Raw genomic sequence first — 14,400 nt, forward strand, 5'->3', positions numbered from 1 at the left:
AGCCCTTGGGCGCGCGCAACCCCGCGGCGCGGCGGGGCAGTCGGACCGTCCTCGGGGTTCACGGTTGACCGGGCGAAAAGCGCGCATGCTCTCGCCACATGAAAGCGAGATTCCCCGGGTGGCTGGCGTGGCTGGTGATGGGGCTGGCGGCCGGCGTGGTCGGCCGGGCGGCGGCGCCGGGCCTGGAGCTGCCGGCGTGGGTGGACACGGTGGGCGCGCAGCGCAGCCCCGCGGCGGAACGGGTGTTTCGCGTGGTCGAGTTTGGCGCGAAGCCCGATGGGGTTACCGTCGCGACCGCGGGCATCCAGGCGGCGATCGACGCCGCGCACGCGGCGGGTGGGGGAAGGGTGACGTTCGCGCCCGGCACGTACGTGAGTGGCGCCCTGTTCGTGAAGAGCGGCGTGCACCTGCGGATCGATGCCGGCGTGACGCTGCAGGGCGTGGCGGACGAGGCCGCCTATCCCCGGCGGCCCACCCGCGTAGCGGGCATCGAGATGGAGTGGCCCGCGGCACTGATCAACGTGTACGAACAGGAGAACGTGAAGATCTCGGGCGCGGGGACCATCGACGGGAACGGCGAGTGGTGCTGGCGCAAGTACTGGACGCTGCGCAAGGACGAGTACGACCCGCGCGGGCTGCGCTGGGCGGCCGACTACGACGCGGAACGGGTGCGGCTGTTCGTCGCGTGGCGCGCGTGCGACGTGACGCTCGAGGGGCTGACGCTGCGGCGCTCGGGATTCTGGACCGTGCAGCTCACCTACTGTGAGCGGGTGACGGTCGACGGCATTCACATCCGCGACAACGCCGGGCCGAGCACGGACGGCGTAGACGTCGATTCCTCGAGCCACGTGCTGATCCAGCGCTGCGACATCGACAACAACGACGACGACATCTGCCTCAAGGCCGGGCGCGATGCCGACGGGCTGCGCGTGAATCGCCCGACCGAATACGTCGTGATCCGCGACAACATCGCGCGCCGTGGCGACGGCGTGATCGGGTTTGGCAGCGAGACCGCGGGCGGCATCCGGCATGTGGTGGCGTACCGCAACCGTGGCATCGGCACGAACGAAGGCCTGCGCTTCAAATCGGCCCGCACGCGCGGCGGCTATGTCCGGGATGTGCTGATCCTGGACACGACCCTCGAGCGCGTGGTGCGGCCGGTGACGTTCACGCTGAATTGGAATCCCGGGTACAGTTACGTGACGCTGCCCACGGACACATCGAACCTGCCCCCGGCCCTCAAGGGCAGGATGCCGGCCTACTGGCAGGTGATGGCGGAACGGGTGCCGCCGGAGCGCGGGATCGCGGACTTCGGCGATATCACGATCGCGCGGCTGAAAATCACCGGAGCGCGACAAGTCTTCACGGCGTCGGGCATGGCGGAGCGACCGCTGCACGACATCCGTCTCGAGGACATCGAGGCCGCGGGCCAGAAGGCGGGGACGATCGCCCACGCCCGCGACTGGACCGTGCGGCGCGTGCGGGTCGTCACGCCCGACGGCGCCCCGGTGGCCCTCAAGGCAGTCCAGGCCGTGACGGCGCCCGAGGTGACGAAGGCGGGGACCGAAACGGCGCCGGTTCCGCCGCCGCCCGCACGATGAGGGGCGCGCGTTTGGGCAGGGGCATGCGTGATAACCGCCGAGATTCGGCTTGCCAGCGCTTCGCATCGTGATTGCCAGACAGTCTGGCATGAAGTCATCCCCCGCCCCAACCGTCCGTTCACTGGCCCGCGCCCTGGGATTGTCGCACACGACGGTCTCGGATGCGTTGCGGGGCAAGGGACGCGTCGATCCCGAGACGGCCGAGCGCGTGCGACAGGCGGCGGACGAGGCCGGTTACCGGCGGAATCCGCTGGCGGCGGCGGTGATGTCGGAGTTGCGGCGTTCGCGGGGCGGGACGTTTCGTGGCGTGCTGGCCGCATTGGACCTCTATGAACCGGGGCGGGCGCCGCATGGGCCGTTTCACCGGGAGCTCCTGCAAGGCGGGCGGAACCGCGCCCTCGAGCTCGGGTTCAAGCTGGAGGAATTCATCGTCGGCGTGGATGGCATGACGGTGCAGCGCCTCGACGGCATCCTGCAGTCACGCGGTATCAACGGCGTGCTGCTCCTGCCGTCGTGGTATCCACCGGACTGGACGCAGCTCGACTGGTCGCGCTACGCGGCAATCTATACGGACTACGTGATCGATCGTCCCCCGGTGCACTGCGTGTGCTGCAACCACTACCGGTCGGTCCTGGCGCTGCTGGCGATCCTGGTGAAGCGCGGGTACCGGCGACCCGGGTTATACGTGGAGCGGGATCGCGACGACCGCATGCAGCGGCGGTTCAGCGCGGCGTTTCGTTCGTACCAGGAGGCGCCCGGCACGCCGATCGAGTTTGTGCCGCCCTTGATCACGGATCAGCGCCGGCAGGACGAGTTCACGGCCTGGTTCAAGCGCTACAAGCCGGACGTGGTGCTGGGGCATTTTACGGACGCGATCGACTGGATGGAGGCGGCGGGGGCGCGCCTGCCGGAGACGCACGGCTTTGCGGCGCTCAACGTGCTTTACCGCACGCGGCCGACCGCGGGGTTGGACCAGCAGGCCCAGGAGCTGGGCGCGCGCGCGGTGGAGTTGCTGATCGCGCAGCTGCAGCGCAACGAAACGGGTATTCCGCAGTGGCCGACCACCACGACGATTCCGGCGCGCTGGGTGGAAGGGCCGACGATCCGGCTGGCGGCACCGGCGCCTGAGGCTGCCCCGGCGCCAGCGCCTCGCCGGCGGCGAGGGCGCAAGGCTGAAGGGTGCAAGGCTGAAAGCTGAAGACTGAAGCCGACCGGCTCGTTTGGGTGGGGCGGTAGATCGGCGTCCCCGTTCTTCGTCATGGCGCCGCGTGTGGCTTGCGCTGCGGAGGTCGTCGGCCCAGATACACAAACCATGAAGGTGCTCTTCGTACTCCTTGCGGCGGCGGTTGGGCTGTGTGCCGGATGCACGACGGTGACGATGCGAAAACACCCGACGGTGGACCTCACCCGCTACCAGCGGGTCTTCGTGGTGCAGCCGTTCAACGAGAACAACCACGTCGACGAGTTCCTCGCGGCGGAGATTCGGCAGACGGGCCGCACGGCGAGTTCCGGTCCTTTGACGATGATGCCGGAGGACGCCGAGGCGGTGCTGAGCTACAGCGCCCGGTGGACGTGGGATTTCAACGCGTACATCATCGAGCTCAACGCCGAGCTCCACACCGCGCACACCAAGAAGAAGCTGGCGGAGGTGCGGTTCTACCAACCGTCGGCCCGCACGGCGCCGCCGAGTGTCATCGCGCACGCCGTCATTCAAAAGCTGTTCGGTTCCTCCGGCTTGGCTAACGCCAAGCCGGAGAAGTGAGGTTAAGTGAAAGAGGGTCAGGTCCGGCGGTGACCAGCGAATGGCGCGATCGCGTCCCCGGGAGCGGAGCGGGCCGACGGAACCTGGAACCTTCCAACCTGGTACTTTCCGACTTGGACGACGGCGGCGGGCGGCCGCCGCCGATCAGCGGCTGGCGGCGGGCTTCGGCGTGACGTGTTCGAGCACTTCGCGGAGGGTGGTGCGCCAGCTCACCCGCGTGGTGACGCCGTGGCTGTCGCCGTGGCCCTCCTCGGTCGTGTAGCGATAGCCGATGGAGACCTGCCATTTGCCGGGCAGCTTCCATTGGGCGCTGCGCCAAAGCGGAATGTCCCAGATGGTGCCGATCTGCGTCTCGTGGCCCAGGTGGTTTTCGAGCGGCGTCTGGAAATGCCGGAATCGGTATTCGGCAAAGTAGCCGAGCTCGCCGGGCTTGTAGAGCAGGCCGGGCGCGACTTCGCCGACGTGGCGCCGTTCAACATCCGGCGGCGGCGGGCCGCGCTCGGTGAGCTTCACGCTGCGATCGTAGGAGAAGTTCGTGTAGAACGTGGTCTGGGGCCAGCGGCGCAGAGTGCGGGAGGTCGCGAGAAAGGGCCGCACGTGCGTGTAGTGGTCGTTGAGCTGGACGGGAGGCTTGCCGAGCGGGACGCGGGTCTCGAGGCCGACGGTGGCCTTGTCGTAGAACCAGAGCCGGCTGCCGATGTCGTAGCGCGCGCCAATTTTCGCCTCGCCCGGGCCCCAGCGATGGTCGCGGCCGCTGTTGATGGGATTCGGGGTGAAGGGGGAGACGCCGCCGATGAGTTCGAGCCGGTCCGTGGCGCCGTACCGTACCTCGACGGGCAGGCGGAAGAACTCGCGGTCGCGCAGGTCGGTGAAGCGCGGGTTGACGTGCAGGGTGACGTTGTCGGCGCCGAGGGTGCCGGGCAGCACGGTATCCAGGAACTCCGTCATCTGGAGGACGCGTTCCTTCAGGACGTACATCGGCGATGATGCGCCAGGCTTTTCCGGCGCGGGGGCGACCGGGGTGGGGTCAGTACCCGCCCGGGCGGTGGTGCCAATGACGGTCAACGCGAGCAGGACAATCAAGGTCTGGACTGTACGGGGCATGCTGAGGGCTAGACCACACGATCCCAAGGCGGTGCCCACGGCAACGCCTAAGCACAAAGAAGCCGGCGGACTTGGGGTCCGCCGGCTGCGACTAAGGCGAATGGCTGGCGTGGCGCTGGCTCAGGTCAGGTACCGGTTCACCAGGTTTTCGAGGTACTCCTGCTTGCCGCTGCGGAGCTTGGGCTCGCCCAGCTTCGTCAGGACCAGCTTCTCGAGCTGGCGGAAGTTGGTGCGGCCGGTCTCGATCTCGCGGCCGAAGCCGGAGTCGTAGCTGGCATAGCGGTCGGCGACGAACTTCTCGAGTTTGCCCTCGGCGAGGATCTTGCGGGCGACCTTGAACGCCAGGGCGTAGGTGTCGAACCCGCCGATGTGCGCGTGGAACAGGTCGTCGAGGTCGACCGACGGCCGGCGCAGCTTGGCGTCGAAGTTGAAGCCGCCGGAGCCAAGGCCGCCGGCACGCAGGATCGACACCATGGCGAGGGTGAGCTCGCGCGCGTCGGTGTTGAACTGGTCGGTGTCCCAGCCGAGGAGCGTGTCGCCGGCGTTGGCATCGATCGAGCCGAGCATGCCCGCGGCGGCCGCGACCTCGATCTCGTGCGAGAAGGTGTGGCCGGCGAGGGTGGCGTGGTTGGTCTCGATGTTGAACTTGAAGGCGCGATCGAGGCCGTACGTGCGCAGGAAGGCGATGCCGCTGGCGACGTCGAAATCGTACTGATGCTTGGTCGGCTCCTTCGGCTTGGGCTCGATGAGGAACTGGCCCTTGAAGCCGATGAGCTTGGCGTAATCCACCGCCATGTGCATGAAGCGGGCGAGGTGGTCCTGCTCGCGCTTCAGATTGGTGTTGAGGAGGGTCTCATAGCCCTCGCGGCCGCCCCAGAAGACGTAGTTTTCACCGCCGAGTTCCTTGGTGACCTCGAGTGCTTTCTTCACCTGCGCGGCGGCGTAGGCGAACACATGGGCGTCGGGGTTGGTGGCGGCGCCGCACATGTAGCGCGGGTTGCCGAAGAGGTTGGCGGTACCCCAGAGGAGCTTCACGCCGGTGGCCTTCTGCAGCTCGCGGGCGTGCGCGACCAACTGGTCGAGGTTCTTGTTCGACTCGGCGAGCGAGGCGCCCTCGGGCGCGATGTCGCGGTCGTGGAAGCACCAGAACGGGGCGCGGATCTTCTGGAAGAACTCGAAGGCGGCCTCCATGCGGGTCTTCGCCACGGAGATCGCATTCTTGCCGCTCTCCCACGGGCGCACGATCGTGCCCGGGCCGAACGGATCGGAGCCGACGCCGCGGAACGCGTGCCAGTAGGCGATCGAGAAGCGCATGTGCTCCGACAGCGGCTTGCCGTCGAAGAGCTCATCGGGGTTGTAGTGGCGGAAAGCCAGCGGGTTTTCCGTGGTCGGGCCTTCGTAGGCGATGGTGCCAATGCCCGGGAAATGGGCGGGGGATTTTTTCATGAGCAAAGAGACCCGCAGCCTATGTCGGCCCCGCTTTGGAACGAGCGTGAAATTAGTCTCTCTGTTGACTTCGGCCCCGCTCCGGCCGCCCCGCCGGACCGGCTCGCGGCGCCCTAGCGGCGGCGCCGCCGCAGCCCGAAAAGGAGCGCCCCGCCGCCGGCGAGGAGCATGTAGGTTGCCGGCTCCGGCACGGCCTGGAAGTCCGACAGGCTCACGCTCGTGGCGCCGATCGTCACCGCAAACGAGCCGGACCCGTCGAGCGTGAACACCCGGCCGCCGCTCAGGTTCGCAAAGGTCCCGCTCACTCCGGCGGCCCGCAGGAACGTGAAGGTGTCGGCCGACTGCACCAGGCTGCCGTAGCCGCCGACGAACAGGACCGCCAGGGTGCCGTCGAGGCTCGCCTGGCCGCTTACGTCGAGAAAGTCATAGCCGGTGCCCGGCGTCGTACCGCCCAGCTCGATGAGCAGCACCGAGGTCGAGAGCAGGTCGAAGTCGCCGGTGATGGTCAGCGTGCCCGCGGAGTTGCCCGGTGCGACCCAGCCGCCGGCGATCACGCGGCTGGCCTCGATCGTGCCCCGGCCGACGAGGTACGTGTCCGTGCCGAAGGTGAGCGGGCCGCCGAACTGCGCGACCGCGCCGCCGGCGAGCACGATCGAGCCGCGGTTCGTGAACGCACCGTTGAACACCATGCGGCCCGCGAGGACGGACACCACGCCGTCGTTGACGAAGGCGGCGTTCATGGTCGAGGTGCCGGCGCCGTCCTTGCCGTAGGAGCCGCGGTTGATGAAGAGGAAGCTGTTGGCGTTCGCCCCGGCGTTCACACTCGAGGACGCGCCGTCGTGGAAGATGCCCTCGTTGACGAGGGTCGCACCGTGGTCGCCGCTGAGCGTGCCGCCGGTCCAATTCACCACGCCGTCATTCGTCAACGTGTGCTGATCGAGCCCGTGGTCGCCGTCGCCGCTGAGCGTGAGGACACTGCCGCCCGCCACCGTGGTGGTGCCGCCGGCACCGAGCGTGCCGCTGACGAAGTCCATCATGCCGGACAGCGTCAGGGTGCCCTGGAGCGTGGCGCCATCGAGCACGAGGTTCTCGGCGAGGACCGTACCGTACGCCGTAAACGCGCCGCCGGTGAGCACGGTGGTGCCGGCGCCGACAAACGCGGCGTGGTCGCCCAGGCTGCCGCCGGACGCGAGCTTCAGCCGGCCCTGGTCGACGATGACGCTGCCCGCATTGTGAAATGCCACGCCGCTGACCTGGGTGTCGCCGGCGCTCGCCTTGGTGAACGTGGCCCCGACCTGGTTCACGAAGACGCCGTCGTCGGAGCCGCCGACGAGATGGCCGGTCGCACTCCAGTACACCGCGCCGTAGTTGGTCAGCGTGGCGCCGTCGAGCACATGGTCGGTGGCACCGCTGATGGTTAGGAAGGCGCCCGGTTGCACCGTGACGCCCCCGCCGCTCGAGAACCGGAGCGTGCCCGCGCTCCAGACCGAGCTCGCGGTCGTGCTGTGCAGCGAGACGGTGTTGCTGCCGCCGCGCAGTTTCCCGCCGGCAAGTTCCAACGTCCCGATATCCCAGGCGCGGAGCACCCGCACGGTGCCGTGCGAGATCCGGACGTGGTCGAGTAGCGAAGGCACGCCGGATCCGCCCCAGCGGGTGTGTTGATCGAAATCGTCCTCGTCGTCGTTGCCGCCCCAGTCCCAGACGGGCGACGCGGGCAATGCCAAGGCACTGCACCAAAGGAGCAGGGCCCAACGGGCATGGCGCAGCCAGCGGGTTTGCGATCCGGTCATCGTGGGAAGCGTGGTAGGCGGTCATAGGTGCCGCTTGAGGCGAGTGACGGCGATGCAAATTCGCGGCGGGATTCCCGGTGGGCGCATGGGGCAATTTCCGATACCTGGATGCGGTGAAAACGGGTGGCTTCGGGACGGGAACGGCGGCAGGGCTTGCGCCCGGCGGGGTGCGTGCCGACGGTGGCGGCCATGCGCAAAACCCTTCTGGCCGCGGCAGCGGCCGTGCTCGTGGCGGCGGCTCCGCTTGGGGCCGGCGTCGAACCCCAGTATTTCGATCCTTCGGTTCGCCCGCAGGACGATTTTTTCAGCTACGTGAACGGTACGTGGCTGAAGCACGTCGTGATCCCGCCGCACCTCGCGCGCTACGCGAGCTTCAACCGGCTGCAGGAGGAGAACTGGGCCAAGCTGCACGGCCTCTGCGAGCAGGCGGCGACCAAGGGCGGCGCGGCGACCGGCGCCGAGCGGTTGGTGGGCGATTTCTACGCGAGCGGCATGGACGAGGCGGCGATCAACGCCGCCGGCGCCAAGCCGCTGGACGCGGAGCTCGCGCGGATCGCGGCCGTGCGCACGGCCGACGACGTGCTCGAGGCGCTGGGACATCTGCGCATGCTCGGCGTCAACGCCGGCTTCCGCTTTGGCAGCGGGCCGGACGACAAGGACAGCACGCGCGAACTCGCGGAAATCGCGCAGGGCGGGCTCGGGCTGGCGATCAGCGACCAGGGGCGCGACGCCGACCGTGACTACTATTTCAACCCCGACGCCAAGTCGCAGAAGCTGCGCGAGGATTACGTCGCGCACATCGCGGCGACCTTCGTCCTGCTCGGCGATACCCCGGACGCCGCGCGGGCCGCGGCGGGGCGCGTCCTGCAGCTCGAAACCGAGCTGGCGCGGGCGTCCTCGACCCGCGTGCAGTTGCGCGATCCCCAGACCAACTACCACAAGATCAAGTTCGCGGACCTGCCGACCTACACGGGTGGGGTTGACCTGAAGCGGTACTTTGCCGCGACGAACGCCCCGGCATTCAGCGAGCTCAACCTGGCGCAGCCGGCCTTCCTGAAAGGCTTCGCCGCCCAGCTCCAGTCGGCGCCGGTCGAGGACTGGAAGTCCTACCTGCGCTGGCATCTCCTCCGCCGCACGGCGCCCTTCCTCGGCGACGCGTTCGCCGATCCGCACTTCGCGTTCTTTGGCACCGCCATGACCGGCGTGACCGCCCAGGAGCCGCGCTGGAAACGTGTGGTCACGGCGACCGATGACGCGATCGGCGATGCGCTCGGCCAGCTGTACGTCGGCGCGTTCTTCCCGCCGGCGGCCAAGGCCCGGGCGCTGGAGCTCGTGGGCAACGTCCGCGCCGCGATGCGCGAGCGGCTGGCGACGCTCGAGTGGATGGATGCGCCGACCCGGGCGAAGGCCGTGGCCAAGCTCGACGCCTTCACGGTGAAGATCGGCTATCCCGACCGCTGGCTGGACTACTCGGCGGTCGGTATCGACCGCCGCTCGTACGTGCTGAACGTGCTTCGCGCGGCCGAGTTTGAGACGCGCCGCAACCTCGCGAAGATCGGCGGGCCGGTGGACAAGGACGAGTGGCACATGACCGCGCCGACGGTGAACGCCTATTACAGCTCCGCGGTGAACGGCATCACCTTCCCCGCGGGCATCCTGCAGCCGCCCTTCTTCGACGCGCAGGCGGATGATGCGGTGAACTATGGCGGCATCGGCGTCGTGATCGGCCACGAGATGACCCACGGCTTCGACGACTCGGGCCGGCAGTACGATGCCCACGGCAACCTGAACGACTGGTGGACGGCCGCGAGCGCGGAGCAGTTCAAGCAGCGGGCAGCCGGCCTGGTGAAGCAGTATTCCGGATACGTGGCGCACGCGGACGTGCACCTGAACGGCGAGCTCACGCAGGGCGAGAACATCGCGGACCTCGGTGGCCTCAAGGTGGCCTACGCGGCGCTGCAGAAGGCGCTCGCCGGCAAGCCCCAGCCGAAGATCGACGGTTTCACGCCGGCGCAGCGGTTCTTCATCAGCCATGCGACGGTGTGGCGCGACATCATGCGGCCGGCGGAGGCGATCCGCCGCGCGCGGGTCGACCCGCACTCCCCCGGCAAGTGGCGCGTCAACGGCCCGCTGGCGAATCTCGACGAGTTTGCGCAGGCGTTCGACGTGCCGGAAGGCGCGCCGATGCGCCGCGCGAAGAGCGAGCAGGTCGTGATCTGGTAAGGCCGCCGCCGGGCGGACTCACTCCACGTTGAACACGCGGCGGAGTTCGCTGATGGCCTCGTCGGGCATGGGCACGACGGGGCCGAGCGGCTGGGCGAGCAGCAAGGCTTCGGTCGTCGCCTCGAGCACCTCGAGCCGGTCGAAGGCGTCGAGCACGTCGCGGCCGAGGACAAGCGCGCCCTCGTTCTGGATGAGCACGACCGGGCGCTTGCGCAGCGAAACCTCCTGCGCGATCCGCTCGGCGTCCTCGACGATGCGGAGGAACGGGAGGCGCGGCGCCTCGTTGAGCACGATATAGCTCTCGGGGATGGTGCGCGTGCTCAGCGGCGCGGCGGTCATGCAGAACGCGGAGGCGTGCGCGGGCTGGGCGTTGATGATGGCGCCGACGTCGGGGTTGCGTTCGTAGATGAGCGCGTGGAGGAGGGCGGCGCGGCTGGGGCGCTTGCCGTGTTCACAGGCGCCGCGGCGCGCGCGAACGATGCTGGCGGCGGTCATCTCGAGCCGGTCGCGGCGGCGGGGGGTGATGAGGAATTCGTTATCCTGCAACCGCGCCGAACACGCGCCGGCGGTGCTGATCAGGAGCCGCTGCTGGTAGGCGCGCTGCACGAAGCGGCAGATCGCGGTGCGCAACTCCTTCTCGCGGTTGGAGACGACGGCGTCGGGCAGCTCCGTGAAATCGGGCATGGTTTCGACGCCGAGCTGCTCCGGGGACAGCTTCTGCACCGTGCCGAGGGCGGAGGCGTTGATGAGGGTCTGGGCGACGAACTCGAGCGTCTCGAAACGCTGGAACGCCTCGGCCAAGTCGCGGCCGCCGATCACGACGCCGTGGTTCTCGAGCAGCACGCAGTCGGCGCCGCCGGCGAACGTTTCGGCAATCTTCTCGCCGAGCTCCGCGGTGCCGGGGCAGGCGTAGGGGGCGATGGCCACGCGGCCACAGACGGAGAACACGTGCGACTGCACGCGCGTCTCCGGCACGCGCCGGCAGATGGAGAACGCGACGAGGGCGCCGGGATGGGCGTGGACGATCGCCTTGATGTCGGGTCGGCGGCGGTAGATCTCGCGATGGAACGGAAACTCGGAGGACGGCGGGTGCAGCCCCTCGCGAGTGCCGTCGGGCAGCACGCGCACGATGTCGGTCGGCTGCAGGCTGCCCTTGTCCACGCGCGACGGCGTGATCCACATGCTGCCGTCGGGGTCGAGGATCGACAGGTTGCCGCCAGACGTGGTCGTCATCTTGTAGCGGTAGATGCGACGCATGGTTTCGACGAGTTCCTCGCGGGGATGGAGCCAGATCATGGGCGTGGTGGGTTGGAGAGGTTGGGCGACGACGATGAGGGCCCGGCCGGCAGCGTAGCCGGGCGGGCGTGAAGGAGGAATGGACCGGCGCGGCGGGCGCGCCGACAGCGGGAGGAAGGGATCAGGCCTGCGGCTTGAAGACGGTCTGCTTGAGGTTCGCGGCCAGGTGGCGGCGGAACGTCGGCAGATCCTTCACGGCGCCAATGGCGATGAGCTGCCGGGCGAGGTTGCCCACGGCCGTGCCCTCGAGGGCGAACGACAGGACGGGCAGGCCGGCCGCGTTGGCGGTGGCCTGGCAGAGGAGGCGGTTCTTGGAGCCGCCGCCCACGATGAGGATCCGCTTGAACGTGCGGCCGCTCATCTTCTCGAACGCGCGCATGGCGTCGGCGTGGCCGCGGCCGAGCGAGTCGCAGATCAGGCGGGTGTAGCCGGCGAGGTTCTTCGGCGGCGCGACCTTGCGCTTGCGCAACTGGGCGTCGATCGCGGCGCGCATCGACTTCGGGTTGCTGAAGGCGGGATCGGTGACGTCGAGGAGCTGGGCCGGCGCCGGGAGTTTCTCGGCGGCGGCGATGAGGGCGCTCCACTCGCGATCATTGGCCGGGCGGGAGGCGAACTCCTTGAGGGTGCACTCGAGCAGCCAGAGCCCGATCACGTTGGTGAGCGGACGATAGCGACCGTCGCCAATGCGCTCGTTGGCCACGCGCGCGGCGAGCGCTTCGGCGCCGAGGAGCGGCTTTTCGCTCTCGTAGCCGACGAGCGACCAGGTGCCGGAGCTGATGTAGAGGTCGGAGCCGTCGGGCGCGGCCGGCATGGCGTCGTAGGCACAGGCGGTGTCGTGGCCGGGGACGGCGATGACCTGGGCGGCCTCGAGGGCGGGCGCGGCGAGCGCCTCGCGGGTGCCGGCGCTGAGCCGGCCGAGCTTCGTGCCTGCGAGCACCGGCTTCGAGAACCACTGCGACGGGATGCGGAAGTGATCGAGGGCCGGGCGGGACCAGTCGGTCGAGTTGACGTCGAGCAGCTGCGTGGTGCTGGCGATGGTCAGCTCATTGGCCATCCGGCCGGAGAGCAGGTAGTTGAAGTAATCCGGCAGGAAGAGGCAGCGCGTCGCGAGATCCTCGACCGCGGGGCAGGAAGCGACGACCTCCTCGAGTTGGAGCGAGGAGTTGTAGAAGACATTCGGGATGCCGGTCGCGGCGTAGATGCGGGCGAGGGCGGCGCGGGTGTTGCCGAGGCGCTTGAGTCCAGGCTGGGTGCGGGCGTCGCGGTAGGCGTGCACCGGGAAAACCAGCCGGCCGGCGTCGTTGAGCAGCGCGTAGTCCACGCCCCAGCAGTCCACGCCGATGGAGGCGAGCTTCGCGCCGCGGGGCAGGAGGGCGGCGAGCTTGCGCAGGCCGGTCTGCACCTCGTGCCAGAGCCCGCCGACGTCCCAGTAATCGTGGCCATTGAGCGAACGAAATGCGTTCGGGAAGCGGTGGGCTTCCGTGAGCGCAAGCCGGTTGCCGGCCCAGGTGCCCAGGATGACGCGACCGCTGGTCGCGCCGAGATCAACGGCGGCGGAGTAGATTGCTTTGGCCATGGAGGGACTGAGTTGAGGGCGCAGCGTAGGTGGGCGGGCGCAGTCGGCGCGAGCATCGGTTTTGCCCGTCCGTCAGATTTTGGCACCGGCGCGCGGCTGCGCCGCAGCGTCGGTCCGGCTCCCGTCCAGCTCAGTGGTCGCCCGCGGCGTCGGTGCCGAAGGTGAACTTGAAGTCCATCCGGCCGCCGAGCGGGTCGGCCCCGAGGTACAGGCGTTCGCCATTTGCCTGCACACGGTAATGAATCACACGGGCCGGCACGATGCGCCAGCGATGCACGGCGGCGGCGATGGCGCGCAATACCTCGTCGGCGTGCTCCGGACGCAGGACGAGGCCGCGCAGACTTGGCGCGACATCGGTGACCGTGCCGTTCTCGTCATAGGTCACGGTGACGATGAACGTGCGCTGGCCACCGACGGCGGCGAGCGTCGCGGCGCTGAGAGTGGGACGCGCGTTGCCGTAGATCCGGGGCGAGGTCACGACGTCGACCGTATCCGCCAGGACCGGCTCGCCCCCGGCGGGTTGCCGCGCGGCCGGTGCGGCGAGCGGGTCGAGCGCCTCGAACGAACTCGTCAAGGTGCGCGGCGGCCGGTGGGCGCACGCGGCCAGCAGGAGCACGGCCAGCGCGGCCGTGCCGAAGCCAAGGCGGTGCACGGGTGGACGATCCATCAACCTGATGGTAGCCGCGGCGGTGGAAACCGCACCAGGCGGCGTGGGCCGCAGTTTGGGCCGACGGCGCGAGCGGCAAATCAGCGGCGTTCGGGGCGGCGCCGGCGCGGCCGGATTTTCGATTGCACTGGGGACGCCCGGGGGCAGCGTTTTCGCTTTCGCTCTCATGCTCCATACCGAGCGCACTCCTATCACGGGCAAGCGGGTCCAGCTCATGGCCACGTGCCTGTGCGACGCATTCTATGACGACGTGGCGGCCGCCACGGTGGAGGTTCTCGAACACCTCGGCGTCGAGATTGCCTTTCCTGAAGCGCAGACCTGCTGCGGTCAGCCGGCCTTCAACGGCGGCGATTGGGCTGCTTCCCGCAAGGTCGTGCGCCATGCGGTGCGGACCTTCGCCGGCGACGACCCGGTGGTGGTGCCGTCCGGCTCGTGCGCGGCCATGATGTTCCATGGCGCGATCATGGAGTTCGAGAAGGAGCCCGATCTGCCCGAGGTCGCCGCGCTGGGCCGCCGCACCTGGGAAATCTGCGATTACATCGTGAACGGGCTCGGGGTGAAAACCTGGCCTGGCCGCTACGACGCGAAGATTGCACTGCACCGCGCCTGCCACACGCGGGGCACGAACTCGATCCCGGCGGCGCTGCAGCTGCTGGGCTCGATCCAGGGCGTGCAGCTTGTCGACTTTGGCGAGATGGAGCAGTGCTGCGGTTTCGGTGGCACGTTCTCCGTGGCCTTCCCCAACATCTCCGCGTCGATGGGCGAACTGAAGCTCGAGCATGTGCGCGCGGCGCAGCCCGATGTCTATGTTTCGCCCGACATGAGCTGCCTGATGCACCTCTCGGGGCTCGCCCAGCGTCAGGGCAAGCCGCTCAAGGGACTGCATGTGGCCCAGGTTCTCCGGGACGCCCTGAAGGGCGGAAAAAAGGACTGAG

At 68.9% G+C, this 14,400-nt stretch carries 11 protein-coding genes; 5 read left to right on the forward strand and 6 right to left on the reverse strand.

What is annotated here, in order from left to right:
• Positions 1-98 precede the first annotated feature (98 nt).
• The 3 genes from DB354_RS09695 (at position 99) to DB354_RS09705 (ending at position 3,363) form a co-directional block, all read left to right on the forward strand.
• On the forward strand, positions 99-1,601 hold the full coding sequence (locus DB354_RS09695) for a glycosyl hydrolase family 28 protein (protein ID WP_199226826.1): 1,503 nt from the start codon (positions 99-101) through the stop codon (positions 1,599-1,601).
• 88 nt (positions 1,602-1,689) lie between these two features.
• Positions 1,690-2,799, forward strand: coding sequence for a LacI family DNA-binding transcriptional regulator (locus DB354_RS09700; protein WP_107835378.1), 1,110 nt, complete (start codon positions 1,690-1,692; stop codon positions 2,797-2,799).
• A gap of 114 nt (positions 2,800-2,913) precedes the next feature.
• Positions 2,914-3,363: a hypothetical protein gene (locus DB354_RS09705; RefSeq protein WP_107835380.1), complete on the forward strand. Its 450-nt coding sequence runs from the start codon at positions 2,914-2,916 to the stop codon at positions 3,361-3,363.
• A 144-nt stretch (positions 3,364-3,507) separates the two neighbouring features.
• On the opposite strand, the gene DB354_RS09710 is transcribed toward DB354_RS09705, so the two are convergent.
• The 3 genes from DB354_RS09710 to DB354_RS09720 all read right to left on the reverse strand — a co-directional run bounded on the left by DB354_RS09710 (position 3,508) and on the right by DB354_RS09720 (position 7,703).
• The gene (locus DB354_RS09710) at positions 3,508-4,467 is read right to left on the reverse strand and encodes a hypothetical protein (protein ID WP_146180175.1); all 960 of its coding nucleotides are present in this window, start codon (positions 4,465-4,467) and stop codon (positions 3,508-3,510) included.
• A gap of 120 nt (positions 4,468-4,587) precedes the next feature.
• The gene (xylA, locus tag DB354_RS09715) at positions 4,588-5,913 is read right to left on the reverse strand and encodes a xylose isomerase (RefSeq protein ID WP_107835384.1); all 1,326 of its coding nucleotides are present in this window, start codon (positions 5,911-5,913) and stop codon (positions 4,588-4,590) included.
• Positions 5,914-6,026: 113 nt separating this feature from the next.
• Positions 6,027-7,703: a PEP-CTERM sorting domain-containing protein gene (locus DB354_RS09720; protein ID WP_107835386.1), complete on the reverse strand. Its 1,677-nt coding sequence runs from the start codon at positions 7,701-7,703 to the stop codon at positions 6,027-6,029.
• Between the two features lie 189 nt (positions 7,704-7,892).
• Here DB354_RS09720 and DB354_RS09725 point away from each other — a divergent pair, with 189 nt between their 5' ends.
• Positions 7,893-9,926 carry a M13 family metallopeptidase gene (locus DB354_RS09725; RefSeq protein ID WP_107835388.1) on the forward strand — a complete coding sequence of 678 codons (2,034 nt, stop codon included), beginning with the start codon at positions 7,893-7,895 and terminating at the stop codon, positions 9,924-9,926.
• Positions 9,927-9,944: 18 nt separating this feature from the next.
• On the opposite strand, the gene DB354_RS09730 is transcribed toward DB354_RS09725, so the two are convergent.
• The 3 genes from DB354_RS09730 to DB354_RS09740 all read right to left on the reverse strand — a co-directional run bounded on the left by DB354_RS09730 (position 9,945) and on the right by DB354_RS09740 (position 13,465).
• The gene (locus tag DB354_RS09730; RefSeq protein WP_107835390.1) at positions 9,945-11,222 is read right to left on the reverse strand and encodes a class II aldolase/adducin family protein; all 1,278 of its coding nucleotides are present in this window, start codon (positions 11,220-11,222) and stop codon (positions 9,945-9,947) included.
• A 121-nt stretch (positions 11,223-11,343) separates the two neighbouring features.
• Complete coding sequence (locus DB354_RS09735) at positions 11,344-12,798, reverse strand: rhamnulokinase family protein (RefSeq protein ID WP_107835392.1); 1,455 nt, start codon at positions 12,796-12,798, stop codon at positions 11,344-11,346.
• 130 nt (positions 12,799-12,928) lie between these two features.
• Entirely contained in the window at positions 12,929-13,465 is a 537-nt protein-coding gene (locus DB354_RS09740) for a hypothetical protein (RefSeq protein ID WP_107835394.1), read from the reverse strand.
• A gap of 166 nt (positions 13,466-13,631) precedes the next feature.
• Between DB354_RS09740 and DB354_RS09745 the strand changes: the two genes are divergently transcribed.
• Complete coding sequence (locus DB354_RS09745; protein ID WP_107835395.1) at positions 13,632-14,399, forward strand: (Fe-S)-binding protein; 768 nt, start codon at positions 13,632-13,634, stop codon at positions 14,397-14,399.
• Position 14,400: the final 1 nt, after the last annotated feature.

This window comes from Opitutus sp. ER46 (assembly GCF_003054705.1).
In the GTDB taxonomy this organism is placed as follows: Bacteria; Verrucomicrobiota; Verrucomicrobiia; order Opitutales; family Opitutaceae; genus ER46.

What these genes read in the sequence shown, in the direction of transcription:
- DB354_RS09695 (WP_199226826.1), top strand. Translation starts at nt 99, where the DNA reads ATGAAAGCGAGATTCCCCGGGTGGCTGGCGTGGCTGGTGATGGGGCTG.
- DB354_RS09700 (WP_107835378.1), top strand. Translation starts at nt 1,690, where the DNA reads ATGAAGTCATCCCCCGCCCCAACCGTCCGTTCACTGGCCCGCGCCCTG.
- DB354_RS09705 (WP_107835380.1), top strand. Translation starts at nt 2,914, where the DNA reads ATGAAGGTGCTCTTCGTACTCCTTGCGGCGGCGGTTGGGCTGTGTGCC.
- DB354_RS09710 (WP_146180175.1), bottom strand. Translation starts at nt 4,467, where the DNA reads ATGCCCCGTACAGTCCAGACCTTGATTGTCCTGCTCGCGTTGACCGTC.
- xylA (WP_107835384.1), bottom strand. Translation starts at nt 5,913, where the DNA reads ATGAAAAAATCCCCCGCCCATTTCCCGGGCATTGGCACCATCGCCTAC.
- DB354_RS09720 (WP_107835386.1), bottom strand. Translation starts at nt 7,703, where the DNA reads ATGACCGGATCGCAAACCCGCTGGCTGCGCCATGCCCGTTGGGCCCTG.
- DB354_RS09725 (WP_107835388.1), top strand. Translation starts at nt 7,893, where the DNA reads ATGCGCAAAACCCTTCTGGCCGCGGCAGCGGCCGTGCTCGTGGCGGCG.
- DB354_RS09730 (WP_107835390.1), bottom strand. Translation starts at nt 11,222, where the DNA reads ATGATCTGGCTCCATCCCCGCGAGGAACTCGTCGAAACCATGCGTCGC.
- DB354_RS09735 (WP_107835392.1), bottom strand. Translation starts at nt 12,798, where the DNA reads ATGGCCAAAGCAATCTACTCCGCCGCCGTTGATCTCGGCGCGACCAGC.
- DB354_RS09740 (WP_107835394.1), bottom strand. Translation starts at nt 13,465, where the DNA reads ATGGATCGTCCACCCGTGCACCGCCTTGGCTTCGGCACGGCCGCGCTG.
- DB354_RS09745 (WP_107835395.1), top strand. Translation starts at nt 13,632, where the DNA reads ATGCTCCATACCGAGCGCACTCCTATCACGGGCAAGCGGGTCCAGCTC.